The organism is Nocardioides sp. HB32, assembly GCF_054058995.1.
Genome location: NZ_JBSSBS010000001.1, coordinates 1393288 through 1409042, shown reverse-complemented (window position 1 = coordinate 1409042; position 15755 = coordinate 1393288). Strand labels below are relative to the sequence as shown.

The 15755-nt window shown below is 73.2% G+C and carries 15 protein-coding genes; 11 read left to right on the top strand and 4 right to left on the bottom strand.

Going from position 1 to position 15755, the window contains the following annotated elements; translation table 11 throughout:
* Positions 1–9: 9 nt before the first annotated feature.
* Both ACVW2K_RS07180 and ACVW2K_RS07175 read left to right on the top strand, forming a co-directional pair.
* Entirely contained in the window at positions 10–522 is a 513-nt protein-coding gene (locus tag ACVW2K_RS07180; RefSeq protein WP_457202037.1) for a MarR family winged helix-turn-helix transcriptional regulator, read from the top strand.
* A 62-nt stretch (positions 523–584) separates the two neighbouring features.
* Positions 585–1835, top strand: a complete 1251-nt coding sequence (locus ACVW2K_RS07175; protein ID WP_457202036.1) for a S1C family serine protease — start codon at positions 585–587, stop codon at positions 1833–1835.
* 90 nt (positions 1836–1925) lie between these two features.
* On the opposite strand, the gene ACVW2K_RS07170 is transcribed toward ACVW2K_RS07175, so the two are convergent.
* Entirely contained in the window at positions 1926–2951 is a 1026-nt protein-coding gene (locus ACVW2K_RS07170) for a GNAT family N-acetyltransferase (RefSeq protein ID WP_457202035.1), read from the bottom strand.
* Positions 2948–4633, bottom strand: a complete 1686-nt coding sequence (locus tag ACVW2K_RS07165) for an ABC-F family ATP-binding cassette domain-containing protein (RefSeq protein ID WP_457202034.1) — start codon at positions 4631–4633, stop codon at positions 2948–2950. The genes ACVW2K_RS07170 and ACVW2K_RS07165 overlap by 4 nt, the downstream gene beginning before the upstream one ends.
* An 80-nt stretch (positions 4634–4713) precedes the next feature.
* Between ACVW2K_RS07165 and ACVW2K_RS07160 the strand changes: the two genes are divergently transcribed.
* Complete coding sequence (locus ACVW2K_RS07160) at positions 4714–5874, top strand: alpha/beta hydrolase family protein (protein ID WP_457202033.1); 1161 nt, start codon at positions 4714–4716, stop codon at positions 5872–5874.
* Here the strand turns inward: ACVW2K_RS07160 and mgrA are convergent.
* Complete coding sequence (mgrA, locus tag ACVW2K_RS07155; protein ID WP_457202032.1) at positions 5843–6886, bottom strand: L-glyceraldehyde 3-phosphate reductase; 1044 nt, start codon at positions 6884–6886, stop codon at positions 5843–5845. The genes ACVW2K_RS07160 and mgrA overlap by 32 nt on opposite strands.
* A gap of 22 nt (positions 6887–6908) precedes the next feature.
* Complete coding sequence (locus ACVW2K_RS07150) at positions 6909–7493, bottom strand: TetR/AcrR family transcriptional regulator (RefSeq protein WP_457202031.1); 585 nt, start codon at positions 7491–7493, stop codon at positions 6909–6911.
* A 51-nt stretch (positions 7494–7544) separates the two neighbouring features.
* On the opposite strand from ACVW2K_RS07150, the gene ACVW2K_RS07145 reads away from it, so the two are divergent.
* The 8 genes from ACVW2K_RS07145 to ACVW2K_RS07110 are packed head-to-tail and all read left to right on the top strand — an operon-like array spanning position 7545 to position 15702.
* Entirely contained in the window at positions 7545–8297 is a 753-nt protein-coding gene (locus ACVW2K_RS07145) for an SDR family oxidoreductase (RefSeq protein ID WP_028636353.1), read from the top strand.
* Positions 8297–9085 carry an SDR family oxidoreductase gene (locus ACVW2K_RS07140; RefSeq protein WP_457202030.1) on the top strand — a complete coding sequence of 263 codons (789 nt, stop codon included), beginning with the start codon at positions 8297–8299 and terminating at the stop codon, positions 9083–9085. The genes ACVW2K_RS07145 and ACVW2K_RS07140 overlap by 1 nt, the downstream gene beginning before the upstream one ends.
* The gene (locus ACVW2K_RS07135; RefSeq protein WP_028636355.1) at positions 9085–10137 is read left to right on the top strand and encodes a phosphotransferase family protein; all 1053 of its coding nucleotides are present in this window, start codon (positions 9085–9087) and stop codon (positions 10135–10137) included. The genes ACVW2K_RS07140 and ACVW2K_RS07135 overlap by 1 nt, the downstream gene beginning before the upstream one ends.
* Positions 10137–11378, top strand: a complete 1242-nt coding sequence (locus ACVW2K_RS07130; RefSeq protein ID WP_457202029.1) for an acyl-CoA dehydrogenase family protein — start codon at positions 10137–10139, stop codon at positions 11376–11378. The genes ACVW2K_RS07135 and ACVW2K_RS07130 overlap by 1 nt, the downstream gene beginning before the upstream one ends.
* A complete protein-coding gene (locus ACVW2K_RS07125; RefSeq protein WP_457202028.1) occupies positions 11371–12549 on the top strand; it encodes an acyl-CoA dehydrogenase family protein in 1179 nt (392 codons plus the stop codon). Before ACVW2K_RS07130 ends, ACVW2K_RS07125 begins: the two co-directional genes overlap by 8 nt.
* On the top strand, positions 12546–13598 hold the full coding sequence (locus ACVW2K_RS07120) for an acyl-CoA dehydrogenase family protein (RefSeq protein WP_457202027.1): 1053 nt from the start codon (positions 12546–12548) through the stop codon (positions 13596–13598). Before ACVW2K_RS07125 ends, ACVW2K_RS07120 begins: the two co-directional genes overlap by 4 nt.
* Position 13599: 1 nt before the next feature.
* Entirely contained in the window at positions 13600–14751 is a 1152-nt protein-coding gene (locus ACVW2K_RS07115; protein ID WP_457202026.1) for an acyl-CoA dehydrogenase family protein, read from the top strand.
* 12 nt (positions 14752–14763) lie between these two features.
* On the top strand, positions 14764–15702 hold the full coding sequence (locus ACVW2K_RS07110) for an alpha/beta hydrolase fold domain-containing protein (RefSeq protein ID WP_457202025.1): 939 nt from the start codon (positions 14764–14766) through the stop codon (positions 15700–15702).
* The last annotated feature ends 53 nt before the right edge of the window (positions 15703–15755 follow it).

The following is a 15755-nucleotide window of genomic DNA, read 5'->3' as shown; positions in this document are numbered from 1 at the left end:
GATGGCGCCATGGAGGGGGCCACCGAGGACTGGGCCGACCGGCACGTCGCGCGCTGGCGCGACCACTGGATCGACGTCCACTTCGAGGACGACGTCGAGGCGATCGTGGTGCGGATCGGACGCCTGACCAAGCACTTCCGGGCGGTCAAGCAGGAGGCCCTGGTCGAGACCGGGCTGCAGGACTTCGAGTACGACACCCTGCACCTGCTGATGATCCGGGACACCCCGGGCCACGCGAGCCCGTCGGCCCTCGCCGCCGACCTGGAGATCAGCAACGCCGGCATGACCGGTCGCCTCGATGCGCTGGAGAACGCCGGCTGGATCCAGCGCCGGGCCGCCGAGGAGGACCGGCGCCGGGTCGACGTCGAGGTGACCCGGAAGGGCGCCCAGGTCTGGCGGCGGGCGATGGAGCTGCGCGGAGCGGGCGAGGACGAGGTCGTCCACGTGCTGACCCCCGACGAGCGCGCGACGCTCGCCACGCTGCTCAAGAAGATGACGCTGAGCGTCGAGGCCGACGAGTAGTTCTTCGGACGAGCCCAGCGACGTCTCAGGGTGGTCACAGCCTGGCCCCACACAGTTGAGACATGAACGACCAGCCCACCACCCCCCCGCCGGGCCAGAACCCCTACTTCTCGCACGACGTCCCGCTGGGACCGCCCCCGGAGGGTCCCCCGGCGATGACGCAGACCGCGCCGCTGCCCGCCCAGCGCCGGCCGCGACGCGCGGGCCTGGCGGCCACGGTCATCGCCACCGCCGTCGTCGTGGGCGGCGTGGCGGGTGTCGGCGGTGCCGCCGCCTGGAACGCCCTCGACGACAACGGGACGGCGAACGCGGGCAGCGCGGCGACCCCCACCACCTCGCAGGTCGTGGACACCCCCGACTCCCCTGCGCCCAGCGGCTCGGTCGAGGCGGTGGCGGCCAAGGTGCTCCCCTCCGTCGTGAAGATCGACGTCTCCGGCTCGCAGGGATCGGGCTCCGGGTCGGGCATCATCCTCAGCTCGGACGGCGAGATCCTCACCAACAACCACGTGGTCGCGCTCGCCGGCGACGGCGGCTCCCTCGCCGTCTCCTTCAACGACGGCTCGACTGCGAAGGCCGACGTCCTCGGCACGGACCCGCTGACCGACACCGCGGTGATCAAGGCCCAGGGCGTCTCCGGCCTCACGCCCGCGACCATCGGCAAGTCCTCCGACCTCAAGGTCGGGGAGAGCGTCGTGGCGATCGGCTCGCCGTTCGGCCTCGACTCCACCGTCACCAGTGGCATCGTCAGCGCGCTCGACCGCCCGGTCGACGTGGGCTCGGACGGCCAGGGCAACAGCACGACGTACCCCGCCATCCAGACCGACGCGGCGATCAACCCCGGCAACAGCGGCGGTGCCCTCGTCGACCTGGACGGCAACGTCGTCGGCATCAACGCCTCGATCCGCACCGCGACCTCCTCGGAGGGCGAGGCCGGCTCGATCGGCCTCGGCTTCGCGATCCCGATGGACGAGGTGATGCCGGTCGTCGACCAGATGGCCAAGGGCGAGACCCCGACCCACGCCCGCCTGGGCATCCAGGTCTCCACCGCCGCCAGCCAGTCCGGTGCCCTGCTCACCGACGGCGCGGAGGTCCAGGACGTCACCGCCGGCTCCACCGCGGCCGACGCGGGCCTCACGAAGGGCGACGTGATCACCAAGGTCGACGACCACCTGATCACCAGCGCCGACTCGCTGGTCGCCACCGTCCGGTCCTACCGGCCGGGCGACAAGGTCACCGTCACCTACGAGCACGCCGGCGACACCAAGACCGTGACGCTCACCCTCGACTCGGACGCCGGGACGTCCAACTCCTAGGAACCCCCGAGCTCTTCTCTCCCCCGAGAAGGGAACAAGCGCCCCACCGGCATGCAGGTCCGTCTCCCGTCATGCCGGTGGGGCTCTTCCTCAGGTCAGCAGGCGCTGGAACTCACCCATCCGCGCGACCGGCACGAAGCCGATCCCCTCGTTGACACCGACCATGGGCGCGTTCACCTCGGCGTTGTAGGTCGAGAGCAGCCGGATGCCGGGCGCCTCGGCCTCGAGGAGGCGCAGGTTGGCGACCTTCACCGCGATCCCGAGCCGGCGGCCGCGGGCGGCCCGCTCGACGAGCGTTCCCCACTGGTAGGCCCGCCCCGGCTCGTGCACGGTCGTCACGACCTGGGTGAACGCGACCATCCGGCCGTCCGGTCCCAGCGCCACCGAGTGGTACGACGTCCGTCCCTGCGCCGCGAGCATCGCCTCGGCCTCGCGGACCACGGCCGGGTCGGTGGTCGCGGGCTCGAGCGTGAGGTCGCGCGTCGGCGCCTCCGTCTCCACGAGCGCGTCGAGACGGGCCCAGTCGGCCAGCAGCTCGTCCGGGACCGGGCCGACCCACGACCGCAGCTCGTGGTCCCGGTGGTGCGGCGCCGCCTCGGCGGCGAGCCGCTCGAGGACGCCGTCGGCCACCGGCAGGTGCAGCACCCGCTTGACGTCGCCGAGCGCCAGGTCGTAGCCCGCACCGCGGGCGAGCTCCCGCCCCGGTGACCCGGCGCCGTCCGGCCCGAGGACGTACGGCCAGCAGGCGTTGCCGGTCAGCACGGAGCGGCCGCGCTCGCGGGCCACCTGCTCCAGGTGGGCGAGCATCGCGGTCGCGTACCCCTGCCGGGTGCGTCCCGGGGCCGTGTGCACACTGAGCTCGGCGCGGTCGAGGTTGTCGAGCATCGGCGTGCGGATCCAGCCCGCGCAGACGAGCTCCCCGTCGACGCGGCCCGAGAAGCCGGCCGACCACGCGCGGGTGCCCGGGCCCTGCATCAGCACGCGCACCTCCTCCAGCTGCCACGGCGCGCCGACGTCGTCGCCGGTCGCGTGCTCCGCGGCCAGGTAGACCGCGTGCCAGGCGTCCAGCTCGGCCCGGTCGCCGGCGTCCAGCGGCGTGACCACCAGGCCGCTCATCGGGTTCGCTGCACCCGGCCCTCGTCCCACACCGGTCCGTCCGACTCGTACACCTCGCCACCGGCGCCGTACACGAGGAACCGGTCGAAGCCGCGGGCGAACCACCGGTCGTGGGTGACCGCGAGGACCGTGCCCTCGAAGGCCTCCAGGCCGTCCTCGAGCGCCTCGGCGGACTGCACGTCGAGGTTGTCGGTCGGCTCGTCGAGCAGCAGCAGCGTGGCGCCGGACAGCTCCAGCAGCAGGATCTGGAAGCGCGCCTGCTGACCGCCGCTGAGGGACTCGAACCGCTGGTCGGCCTGGGCGCTGAGCTCGTAGCGGTCCAGGACCCGGCTGGCCTGCTCGCGGCCCATGCCGTCGCGGCGCTCGTCGCCGCGGTGCAGGATCTCCAGCAGCGTCCGGCCGATCAGCTCGGGGTGCTCGTGGGTCTGCACGAACCAGCCCGGGCGGACCCGGGCGCCGAGCCGGGCCAGGCCCCGGTGCTGCACGGGCTCGATCACCGCGTCGCCGACCGGCTCGTGCTCCTTGTCGGGCCGGGTGCCGCCGGCGGCCAGCAGCCGCAGGAAGTGGGACTTGCCCGAGCCGTTGGAGCCGAGGACCGCAACGCGCTCGCCGTACCAGACCTCGAGGTCGAAGGGCCGCATCAGCCCGGTGAGCTCGAGGTTCTCGCAGACCACCGCCCGCTTGCCGGTGCGGCCGCCCTTGAGCCGCATCTTCACCTGCTGCTCGCGCGGCTGCTCGGTCGGCGGACCGGCCTCCTCGAACCGGCGCAGCCGGGTCTGGGCGGCCTGGTAGCGGCTTGCCATGTCGGCGTTGTACGCCGCCTTCTGCTTGTACATCAGCATCAGCGCACGGAGCTTCGCGTGCTCCTCGTCCCAGCGCTTGCGCAGCTCCTCGAAGCGGGCGAACCGCTCGCGGCGCGCCTCGTGGTACGACGCGAACCCGCCCGGGTGCGTCCACACGCGGTTGCCCGCGCTCCCGAGCTCGACGGTCACTACGCGGGTGGCGGTGTTGTTGAGCAGCTCGCGGTCGTGGCTGATCATCAGGACGGTCTTGTCCGACTCGCGGATCCGCTCCTCGAGCCAGATCTTGCCGGGCACGTCGAGGTAGTTGTCGGGCTCGTCCAGCAGCAGCACCTCGTCCGGCCCGCGGAGCAGGAACTCGAGCACGAGCCGCTTCTGCTCGCCCCCGGACAGCGTGCGGAGCTCGCGGTACTTCGCCCGGTCGTAGGAGACCCCGAGCGCGGCCGTCGCGCACACGTCCCAGGTGACCTCGAGGTCGTAGCCGCCGGCGTCGGCGTACTCCGCGAGCGCCGCGGCGTACCGCATCTGGGTCTTCTCGTCGTCGGTGTCCATCAGCGCGCGCTCGCACGCGTCGACGTCGTGTGCGGCGGCCCGGATCCGCGGCGGGGAGACGCTCAGCAGCAGGTCGGCCACGGTCGGGTCCTCACCGAGGGCGGCGCCGACGGCCTGGCGCATCACGCCGAGCCCGCCGGAGCGGGTCACGACCCCGGCGTGCGGCTGCAGGTCGCCGGTGATGATCCGCAGCAGCGTCGTCTTCCCGGCGCCGTTGGCGCCCACGAGCGCGACCTTGGCGCCCTCGCCCACCCGGAACGACACGTCGTCCAGCAGCACTCTCCCGTCAGGGAGCTCATAGCGCACCCCGGCCACGTCCACGTGTCCCACGGGATCGATTGTCCGCGACCGGGCGCCGTCCGGCACCCCGTTTTGCCACGACGGCGCTCCTCCGGGTCTAGGTTGCGGCCGTGAGCCCGCGCATCGTCCTCGCCGCCGCCGTGGTCGTCGCCTCGATCGGCCTGGCCGCCCCCGCTCCTGCCGCCCCGGCTCCCGCGGCGCTCGTCGTCGGCCCCACCACGTTCACCGAGCCCGGCCCGTACGCCGTCGGCGAGCGGACCGCGAAGCTGCACTCGGGCATCCCCGTCGAGATCTGGTACCCCGCCCGGGCCGCCGACGTCGCCGGGAAGCCGATGGGCAGCTACGACCTCGTCGACTGGCTGCCGCCGTTCCTCCAAGCACTGCTGCCGCCCGGCGCCTCGGTCGCCCATCCGTCCGGCGGGGTGCGCGGTGCGCTCGGCGTGCCGGTCGCGCGGGGCTCGTTCCCGCTCGTCGTGTTCAGCCACGGGTACGCCGGGTTCCGGGACCAGTCGACGTTCCTGACGGCGGCGCTCGCGTCGTGGGGGTTCGTGGTCGCCGCCCCGGACCACCCGAGCCGCGACCTGACGCGCGTGCTCGGCGGTCCCGCCGGCGCCACCACGGACGTGCAGGACCTGCGGGCGACGATCACGCTGATGGCGGGCAAGGCGGCGAGGGGGTCGAGCGCCTTCCGCGACCGCGTCGACCTCACCCGGGTCGCCGCCCTCGGCCACTCGGCCGGCGGCAGCGCCGTCGAGAAGCTCGCCGCGATCGACCGGCGCGTCGACACCTTCATCGGCATGGCCGGCGCGTCGGTCGGCGCGCTCGACCAGAGCGTCACGGTCCCGCACAAGCCGGGGCTGCTGATCACCGGCAGCGCGGACACGGTCGTGCCGCTCGACGAGATGCGGACGGCGTACGCCGCGATGCACTCGCCGAAGCGGTTCGTGGTGCTCGACAACGCCGGGCACCTGGTCTTCAGCGACATCTGCGAGATCGGCGCGGACCAGGGCGGCCTGCTGTCGCTCGCCGCCCTGCTCGGCGTCCCGATCCCGGACAACCTCAGGCCGCTCGCGACCGACGGCTGCTTCGCCCCCGACCTGCCGCCGACCGAGGCGTGGCCGGCGGTCGAGCAGGTCGTCATTGCGCAGCTGCGCAACGTCCTTGGCATCGACGCGACGGACGCCGGGCTGACCGGGCTGCCGGAGGCGTTCCCGGGCATCGTGTCCGAGAGTGTGGCTACTACTCCTCGGTCTGCTTCGCCCAGAGGTTGATGCCGGCCTCGACCGCGTGCTCGTCGATCCGGCGCAGCTCGTCGTCGCTGAGCGCCGGGAAGGCCAGCGCGTCGAGGTTGGCGTCCAGCTGTTCGACCGAGCTGGCGCCGATCACCGCCGACGTGACGCGGCCGTCGCGGACGGCCCACTGGAGCGCGAGCTGGGCGAGCGACTGGCCGCGCTCCTGCGCGATCTCGTTGAGCCGGCGCACGTGCGTGAGGGTCGCGTCGTCGAGGTGGTCGCCGGGCAGCGTGGACTGGTGCCGCGCGGCCCGCGAGTCCTCCGGCACGCCGTCGAGGTAGCGGTCGGTCAGCAGGCCCTGGGCCAGCGGGCTGAACACGATGCAGCCCATCCCCTCCTGCTCGAGCTCGTCGAGCAGGTCCTCCTCGATCCAGCGGTTGAGCATCGAGTAGGACGGCTGGTGGATGAGCAGCGGCGTCCCGAGCTCGCGGGCGATCGACGCGGCCTCGCCGGTCTTCGCGGCGGAGTACGACGAGATCCCGGCGTACAGCGCCTTGCCCTGCCGGACCGCGTGGTCGAGCGCCATCATCGTCTCCTCGACGGGCGTCTCGGGGTCGAAGCGGTGGCTGTAGAAGATGTCGACGTACTCGAGCCCGAGCCGCCCCAGCGACTGGTCGAGCGAGGCGAGCATGTACTTCCGCGAGCCGCCGCCGCGGCCGTACGGCCCCGGCCACATGTCCCAGCCGGCCTTGGTGGAGATCACCAGCTCGTCACGCAGCCCGCTGAAGTCGTCGCGCAGGTAGCGCCCGAAGTTCTCCTCCGCCCGGCCGTACGGCGGGCCGTAGTTGTTCGCGAGGTCGAAGTGCGTGACGCCGCGGTCGAACGCCCGGCGCAGGATCGCTCGCTGGGTCTCCTCCGGCCGGTCGGTCCCGAAGTTCTGCCAGAGGCCGAGCGAGATCACCGGCAGCTTCAGCCCGCTCCGCCCCGTGAAGCGGTACTCCATCCCGGTCGCGTCAGTGTCGTACCTGTTCTCAGCCGGCTCGTAGGTCATGGCGCAGATGTTGCCACTGGGCTCAGGTTCCAAGCATGCGGAGGGCGAGGAGGCGGTAGTGGGCGGCGACCTCGTCGGGCGTCCACCGGCCCTCGTCGCGGTACCAGCGGGCCACGTCGATGCCGAGGGAGAGGATCGCGAGCGACGTCATGTGCGGGTCGGACGTGCTGAACACCCCGGCCTCGACGCCCCGCTCGACGACCTCGCGGAGCACCAGGTCGATCTGGTGGCGGACGGCGAGGATCTCGCTGCGGTGCTCCTCGCTCAGCGCGGCGAGCTCGTAGTTGATCACCCGGGCACCGGTGTGCGAGACGGCGTGGTCGCGGACGAAGTCCTCGACGAGGTCGCCGGCCTGGGTGAGCGGGTCCGCGGAGCGGGCGACCGATGAGCGCACCAGCTCCAACACCCGCAGGTGCCCGGCGTGCGCGAGCTCGAAGAGCAGCTCCTCCTTGGAGCGGTGGTGCACGTAGAGCGCCGCCGGGCTCATGCCGGCCGTGGTGGAGATGTCCCGGGTGGTGGTCCCGTGGAAGCCGCGGGCCGCGAACGCGTCGACGGCGGCCCGGGCCAGCCGGGTCCGGGCATCGGGCAGAGGGGTGGACGCGCTCATCCCGGCCATGGTAAGCAAGCGCTTAGTCACACCGCAACCACAGGAGGACACGTGCAGGGACTCGGGGGCAAGGTCGCCGTCGTGACCGGAGCCAGCCGCGGGATCGGCCTGGCGGTCGCCCACCGCCTCATCGACGAGGGCGCCCAGGTCTGCGTGACCGCGCGGAAGCCGGACACGCTGGCGGAGGCGGTCGAGGCGCTCGGCGGCCCGCGGTACGCCATCGGCGTCGCCGGCAAGGCCGACGACGCCGCGCACCAGGAGGACGTCGTGCGCCGCGCGGTCGAGGCGTTCGGCAGCCTGGACCTGCTGGTCAACAACGCCGGCATCAACCCGGTCGCGGCGCCGCTGATCGAGTCCGACCTCGGCGCGGCCCGCAAGATGCTCGAGGTGAACGCGCTCGGCGCGCTCGCCTGGACGCAGGCGGCGTACCGCGGCTGGATGCGGGAGCACGGCGGCGCCGTCGTGAACATCTCCTCAGTGTCCGGCGTGAAGCCCGCCCCGATGATCGGGATGTACGGCGCGTCCAAGGCGATGCTGATCAGCCTCACCGAGACGCTCGCGGTCGAGCTCGGCCCGTCGATCCGCGTCAACGCCGTGGCGCCGGCGATCGTCAAGACGGCGTTCGCGACGCCACTGTTCGAGGGCCGCGAGGACGAGGTCGCCGCGCGCTACCCGCTGCGCCGGCTCGGCGTGCCGGAGGACGTCGCGGGCGCGGTCGCCTTCCTGCTCTCCGACGACGCCGCGTGGCTGACCGGCCAGACGATCACCCTGGACGGCGGCGTCACGCTCGCCGGCGGCCACTGATGGGCGCGCTCGCCGGCCGGGGCGTCGTCGTCACCGGCGCCGGCCGCGGCATCGGCCGCGCGCTCGCCGTCCGGGCCGCCCAGGAGGGCGCGCGGGTCGTCGTCAACGACCTGGACGCCGACAACGCCCGCGCGGTCGCCGACGAGATCGGCGGCACCGCGATCCCCGGAGACGTCACCGCACCGGACGCCCTCGTCGACGCCGCGATCGAGGCCCTCGGCCGGGTCGACGTCTTCTTCGCGAACGCCGGCATCGACGGGTCCGGTGGGCCGGACAGCCTCCAGGCTCCCGACGACGTCTGGGACCGGGTCATCGACGTCAACGTGATGGCGCACGTCCGCGCGGCCCGCGCGCTGGTCCCGCGCTGGCTCGCGGACGGGCAGGGCGGCCGGTTCGTCGTGACCGCGTCGGCGGCCGGGCTGCTGACGATGATCGGCAGCGCGCCGTACTCCGTCACCAAGCACGCCGCGGTCGCCTTCGCCGAGTGGCTCTCGGTCACGTACGGCGCCCGCGGCGTCGACGTGCACGCGATCTGCCCGCAGGGCGTGAAGACGCAGATGCTCGAGGACGCGGGCGGCCTGCAGGCGCTGCTCTCGCGCGACTCCGCGCTCGAGCCCGAGCAGGTCGCCGAAGCCGCCGTGCAGGCGATCGAGGAGGGCCGGTTCCTGGTCCTCCCGCACCCGGAGGTCGCGGGCTACTACGCCGTGCGCGCCTCCGACACCGAGAAGTGGCTGGCCGGCATGCGCCGGCTCCAGCAGAAGGTCGACGAGGCAGGAGCGTGGGGCTGATGACAGGGCCGACCGAGGAGACCCCGGGGCTGGACCTGGGCGCGTTCCGCGCCTGGTACGACGAGCAGCGACCCGGCGAGATCGCGGGCGACCTCTCGGGATCGGTGATCGCGGGCGGGCGCTCGAACCTCACCTACGAGCTCACCGACGGCGCCTCGTGGTGGATCGTCCGGCGCCCACCGCTCGGCCACGTGCAGGCCACCGCGCACGACATGAACCGTGAGTACACCGCGATGTCGGCGCTCGCCGGCACCGACGTCCCCGTGCCCGCGACGTACGCGCACTGCCCCGACCCGGACGTGATCGGGGCACCGTTCTACGTCATGGAGCGGGTGCTCGGCACGGCGTACCGCTCCTCCGAGCAGCTGGCGGCGCTCGGCGAGGAGCGCACCGCCCGCATCGCGGGCGAGATGGTCGACGTGCTCGCCCGGCTGCACACCGTCGATCCCGCAGCGGTCGGGCTGGCCGGGTTCGGCCGGCCGGCCGGGTTCCTGGAGCGCCAGGTCCGCCGCTGGGGTCAGCAGCTCGAGGGCTCGAGGACGACCGACCGGCCGGACGCCGAGGAGCTGCACCGGCGGCTCACCGCCCGGGTGCCCGTCGACGACGGACGGTGGGTCGGGATCGTGCACGGCGACTACCGGCTCGACAACCTGCTCACCGGCGACGACGACCACGTCAAGGCCGTCGTGGACTGGGAGATGGCGACCCTCGGCGACGTCCGCACGGACCTCGCCCTCCTGCTGGTCTATGACCGGCTGGCCTCGCTGCCGGCGGCCGGGCTGGTCTCCGACGTCGCCAACGCGCCCGGGTACCCGTCGGGCGAGGAGCACCTGGCGCGGTACGCCGCCGCCCGCGGGCGCGACCTCGGGGACATCGGCCAGGAGTTCGGCTGGCACCTCGGGCTGGCGTACTTCAAGCTCGCCGTGATCCTCGAGGGGATCCAGTTCCGCTTCCTGCAGGGCGCCACGGTCGGCGAGGGGTTCGACCAGATCGGCGCCGGCTTCGACCCACTGATCACCGCGGGGCTCGAAGCCCTCGGAGAGGACCACTGATGGACTTCAGCCACGACGCCCGGACGCAGGAGCGCATCGAGACGCTCGAGCGCTTCCTCGCCGAGCGCATCGCGCCCTCCGAGGCGACGTTCCACGAGCAGCTCGCCGAGCAGGACGACCGCTGGGAGTGGTCGACGGTCCCGGTGCTCGAGCAGCTCCGGCAGGAGGCCCGCGACCTCGGGCTCTGGAACGTCTTCCTGCCCCGGGAGCACGCCGACTCCCCCGGCCTCTCGAACCTCGAGTACGCCCCGCTCGCCGAGATCACCGGGCGCTCGCTGCACCTCGCGCCGCCGGCGCTCAACTGCGCGGCACCGGACACCGGGAACATGGAGGTGCTCTCGCTGTTCGGCACGCCCGAGCAGAAGGAGCGCTGGCTCAGGCCGCTGCTGGACGCCGAGATCCGATCGGCGTTCGCGATGACCGAGCCCGACGTCGCGTCCTCCGACGCCACCAACATCGCCACCCGCATCGAGCGGGACGGCGACGAGTACGTCCTCAACGGCCGCAAGTGGTGGATCACCGGCGCGATGAACCCGAACTGCCAGATCTTCATCGTGATGGGCAAGACCGACCCCGACGCCGCGCGGCACCGCCAGCAGTCGATGGTCCTGGTCCCGCGCGACACCCCGGGACTGACGATCAGGCGCGGGATGGAGGTCTTCGGGTACGACGACCACGAGCACGGCGGCCACGCGGAGCTGGTGCTCGAGGACGTGCGCGTCCCGGCGTCGAACCTGATCGGCGAGGAGGGGGCCGGCTTCGCGATCGCGCAGGCCCGCCTCGGGCCCGGCCGGATCCACCACTGCATGCGCTCGATCGGCGTGGCCGAGGCCGCGATCGACCTGATGTGCCGGCGGGCGGACAGCCGGGTCGCGTTCGGCCGGCCGATCTCCGCCCAGGGCGTGGTCCGCGACTGGATCGCGGAGTCCCGCGTCCGGATCGAGCAGCTCCGGCTGCTGGTCCTCAAGACCGCGTGGCTGATGGACACCGCCGGCAACCGCGGCGCGCACACCGAGATCCAGGCGATCAAGATCGCCACCCCGCAGACCGTGCAGTGGATCCTCGACAAGGCGATCCAGGTGCACGGCGCCGGCGGGCTCTCGCAGGACTTCCCCCTGGCCGCGGCGTACGCCGGCATCCGCACCCTGCGCTTCGCCGACGGCCCGGACGAGGTGCACAAGAACTCGCTGGCCAAGGCGGAGATCGCCCGGCACACGACGGGGCGCACGACCGATGGATGAGCAGGCACTGCTCGAGCGCGTCGCCGCGCTGCTCGCGGAGCACCCGCCCGCGTCGACCGAGACGATGGACTTCCTGCACGCACGGTTCGACGCCGGCCTCGCGTGGGTGCACTTCCCGGAGGGCCTCGGCGGGCTGGGCCTGCCGCGGTCGCTCCAGCCGGTCGTCGAGAAGGCGCTGCACGCCGCGGGGGCACCGGACAACGACCCGCGACGGATCGGCATCGGGCTCGGCATGGCCGCGCCCACGATCCTCGCGTTCGGCACCGACGAGCAGAAGCACCGCTACCTGCGCCCGCTCTGGTGCGGCGAGGAGGTGTGGTGCCAGCTGTTCTCCGAGCCGGGGGCGGGCTCGGACCTCGCGGGTCTGGCGACCCGAGCCGTGCTCGACGGCGACACCTGGATCGTCAACGGTCAGAAGGTGTGGACGTCCTCGGCCCACATCGCGGACCGGGCGATCATGATCGTGCGCACCGACCCCGACCAGCCCAAGCACGCGGGGCTGTCGTACTTCGTGCTCGACATGCACGACCCCGGGGTGGAGGTGCGACCGCTGCGCCAGATCACCGGTGAGGCGGAGTTCAACGAGGTCTTCCTGACCGACGCCCGGATCCCCGACGCCGACCGGCTCGGCGAGGTCGGCGAGGGCTGGAAGGTCGCGAACGCGACGCTCTCCAGCGAGCGGGTCGCGATCGGCGGCAGCGCCTTCCCACGCGAGTTCGGCATGGTGATGAAGGTCGCGGAGACGTGGCGGACCCGGCCGGAGCTGCGCACGGCGGAGACGCACGAGCGGCTGCTGCGCGGCTGGATCGACACCGAGGTCGCGCGCATCACGGCCACCCGGCTGCGGCAGAAGCTGGCCGCCGGCGTACCCGGCCCCGAGGGCTCCGCGATGAAGCTGTCCTTCGCGCGGATCAACCAGCAGCTCTCGGCGCTCGAGGTCGACCTGCTCGGCGACGACGGGCTGCGGTACGACAGCTGGGAGATGCGCCGCCCCACGCACGTGGACTTCTTCGGCAAGGACGCCGGCTACCGCTACCTGCGCGCCAAGGGCAACTCGATCGAGGGCGGGACGTCGGAGGTGCTGCGCAACGTCGTCGCCGAACGTGTACTCGGGCTGCCGACGGAGCACCGTGTCGACAAGGACGTGCCCTGGAAGGACCTGCCGCGATGACGACCACCTCCCCCGCGAGCGTCGACCTGCTGGCCGACGACGTCGAGCAGGACCTGCGCGCGTCGGTGCGGAAGGCGCTGGAGCGGCACGCGCCGGTCGAGCGGCTGAACGCCCTCTACGACGGCGCCGACGAGGTGACGGCGCCGCTGTGGTCGGCGTTCGTCGGGCTCGGCCTGCCCGGGCTCCTGGTGCCCGAGGAGCTCGGCGGCGCCGGCGCATCGGCCCGTGAGGCCGCGGCGGTGCTGGAGGAGCTCGGCCGGGCCGCGGCCCCCTCGCCGTTCCTGACCTCCTCGGTCGTGGCGACCACGGCGTTGGTCGCCCTGGGCGACACGACGATCCTGCCGGCGCTCGCGTCGGGCGAGCAGACCGCCGCGCTCCTGGTGCGGCCGACCGCGCGGCGGCACGGACCGGCGGCGCTCACCACGGTGGGCCTGCCCGCGGACGTCCTCCTGCTCCCCGACGGCGACGCGCTGTACGCCGTCCGCGGTGCGGGCGTCACGCCGGTCGGGTCGCTCGACATGACCCGCCCGCTCGCCGAGGTCGACCTCGCGGGAGCCGAGCGGACGCTGGTGTCCCCGGACGCCGCCGCGGCGATCGACCGGGCGCTGCTCACCGGCGCGGGACTGCTCGCCGCCGAGCAGGTCGGCGTCGCCCGCTGGGCGCTCGAGACCACGGTCGCCTACCTCAAGGAGCGGCGGCAGTTCGGCCGGGTCGTCGGCGGCTTCCAGGCGATCAAGCACCGGCTCGCCGACCTGTACGCCGAGGTCGAGCAGGCCGACGCCGCGGCCCGGTACGCCGCCGCGACGCTCGCCACCGACGACCCCGACGCACCCGTGGCGGTCGCCGTCGCGGCCGCCTTCTGCGGCGAGGCCGCGACGCACGCGGCCGAGGAGGCGGTGCAGTTGCACGGCGGTCTCGGCATGACCTGGGAGCACCCCGCGCACCTGCACCTCAAGCGGGCCAAGGCCGGCGAGCTGCTGCACGGCACGCCGGAGGCGCACCGCGCGGCGCTCGCCGTACTCGTGAACCTGCCCGGACCGGAGGCCTGACGTGGACCTGACCCTGACCGACGAGCAGCAGGCGTTCCGCGACCTCGCCCGCGACTTCCTCGACCGCGAGGCGGTGCCGCACCGCACCCAGTGGGACCGCGACGAGTCCGTCGACCTGGAGATCATCGCGAAGATGGCGGAGATCGGGTTCTTCGGGCTCACCATCCCCGAGGAGTACGGCGGCCTCGGCGGCGACTACCTGACCTACGTGCTCGGCATGGAGGAGCTCGGCCGCGCCGACTCGGCGCTCCGCGGCATCGTCTCGGTCTCGAACGGGCTGTTCGGCAAGTCCGTGCTCGGGTTCGGCACCGAGGAGCAGAAGCAGGAGTGGCTGCCGCGGATCGCGTCGGGCAGGTCCCTCGGCTGCTTCGGGCTGACCGAGCCGGACACCGGGTCCGACGCCGGCAACCTCACCTCGCGGGCGCGCCGGGACGGTGACGACTACGTCCTCAACGGGCAGAAGCTGTTCATCACCAACGGCACCTGGGCCGACGTGGCGCTGGTCTTCGCGCGCACCAGCGACGACGGACCCCGCGGCGTCACGGCGTTCCTCGTGCCGACCGACGCGGCGGGCTTCGAGGCCCGTGAGGTCAAGGGCAAGCTCGGCCTGCGCGGGCAGGCCACCGCGGAGCTGTTCCTGTCCGACGTGCGGGTGCCGTCCTCGGCCCGCCTCGGCGAGGAGGGCCAGGGCTTCAAGATCGCGATGACGAGCCTCGACAAGGGCCGCGTCTCGGTCGCCGCCGGCTGCGTGGGCATCGTGCAGGGCTGCCTGGAGACGTCGGTGTCGTACGCGACCTCGCGGACCCAGTTCGGCAAGCAGCTGGCCGGCTTCCAGCTCGTCCAGGCCCTGATCGCCGACATGTCCGTGGACGCGGACGCGGCCCGGCTGCTGGTCTGGCGGTGCGCCGACCTGATCGACCGCGGGGAGCCGTTCGGCACCGCCGCCTCGAAGGCCAAGCTGTTCGCGTCCGAGGCCGCCGTACGCGCCGCCAACAACGCGATCCAGGTGTACGGCGGCGCCGGGTACGTCGACGAGCACCCCGCCGAGAAGTACCTGCGCGATGCCCGCGTGATGACGCTCTACGAGGGCACCAGCCAGATCCAGAAGCTGCTCATCGGCCGCGCCGAGACCGGCGTGAACGCCTTCGTCTGACAGGAGAGAGCCGTGCCCCTCGACCCCGAGCTCGCCGTACTGCTCCAGCTGATCGCCGGCGCCGGGCACCCGCCGATGTCCCAGCAGACGCCCGAGGAGGCCCGTCGCGGCTTCCGGGCGCTGACGGTCGACATGCGCGACCCCGCATCGCTGCCCGCCGTCGCGTCGATCGAGGAGACGACGGTCCCGGGTGGGTCCGGCGGCCGCCGGGCGCGCATCTACCGTCCCGACCTCGCCGGCCCGCTGCCGACCGTCGTGATGTTCCACGGCGGCGGATTCGTGATCGGCGACCTCGACACCCACGAGCTCAACGCCCGGACGCTGGCCACCGGCTGCGAGGCCGTGGTCGTGGCCGTCGACTACCGCCTCGCGCCGGAGGACCCGTTCCCGGCCGCTGTCGAGGACGCGGTCGCCGCCACCCGATGGGCCGCTACGCGCGTCGCCGAGCTCGGCGGCTCCGACCGGCTCGCCGTCGCGGGCGACAGCGCCGGCGGCAACCTGGCCGCCGTCGCCGCCCAGGCGATGCGGGACGAGGGGGTGGCGCTCGCCGGCCAGCTGCTGATGTACCCCGTGACCGACATGTACGGCCGGTACCCGTCGCAGACCGAGAACGCCGAGGGCTACTTCCTCGACCTCGACGCGATGATCTGGTTCGACCAGCAGTACGCCGGCCACCTCGCCCAGGCCGCCCGCGACGACCCGCGGCTGGCACCGCTGCACGGCCGCCTCGAGGGCCTGCCGCCCGCCGTCGTGGTGGTCGCCGAGTTCGACCCGCTGCGCGACGACGGCCTCGCGTACGCCGCCGCGCTCGCCGACGCCGGCGTACCGGTCGAGGTCCGCAGGTTCGCCGGACTCATCCACGGCTTCTTCGACATGAGCGCGCACTCCGCCGCGGCGCGCGCGGCAGCCGACGAGACCACCGCACTGTTCCGCAGGGTGCTGCACGGGTAGCCGATCGCTCGGTCCGGGCGACGGGTGGCCGGACTCCCTCGACGTTCCCAGAT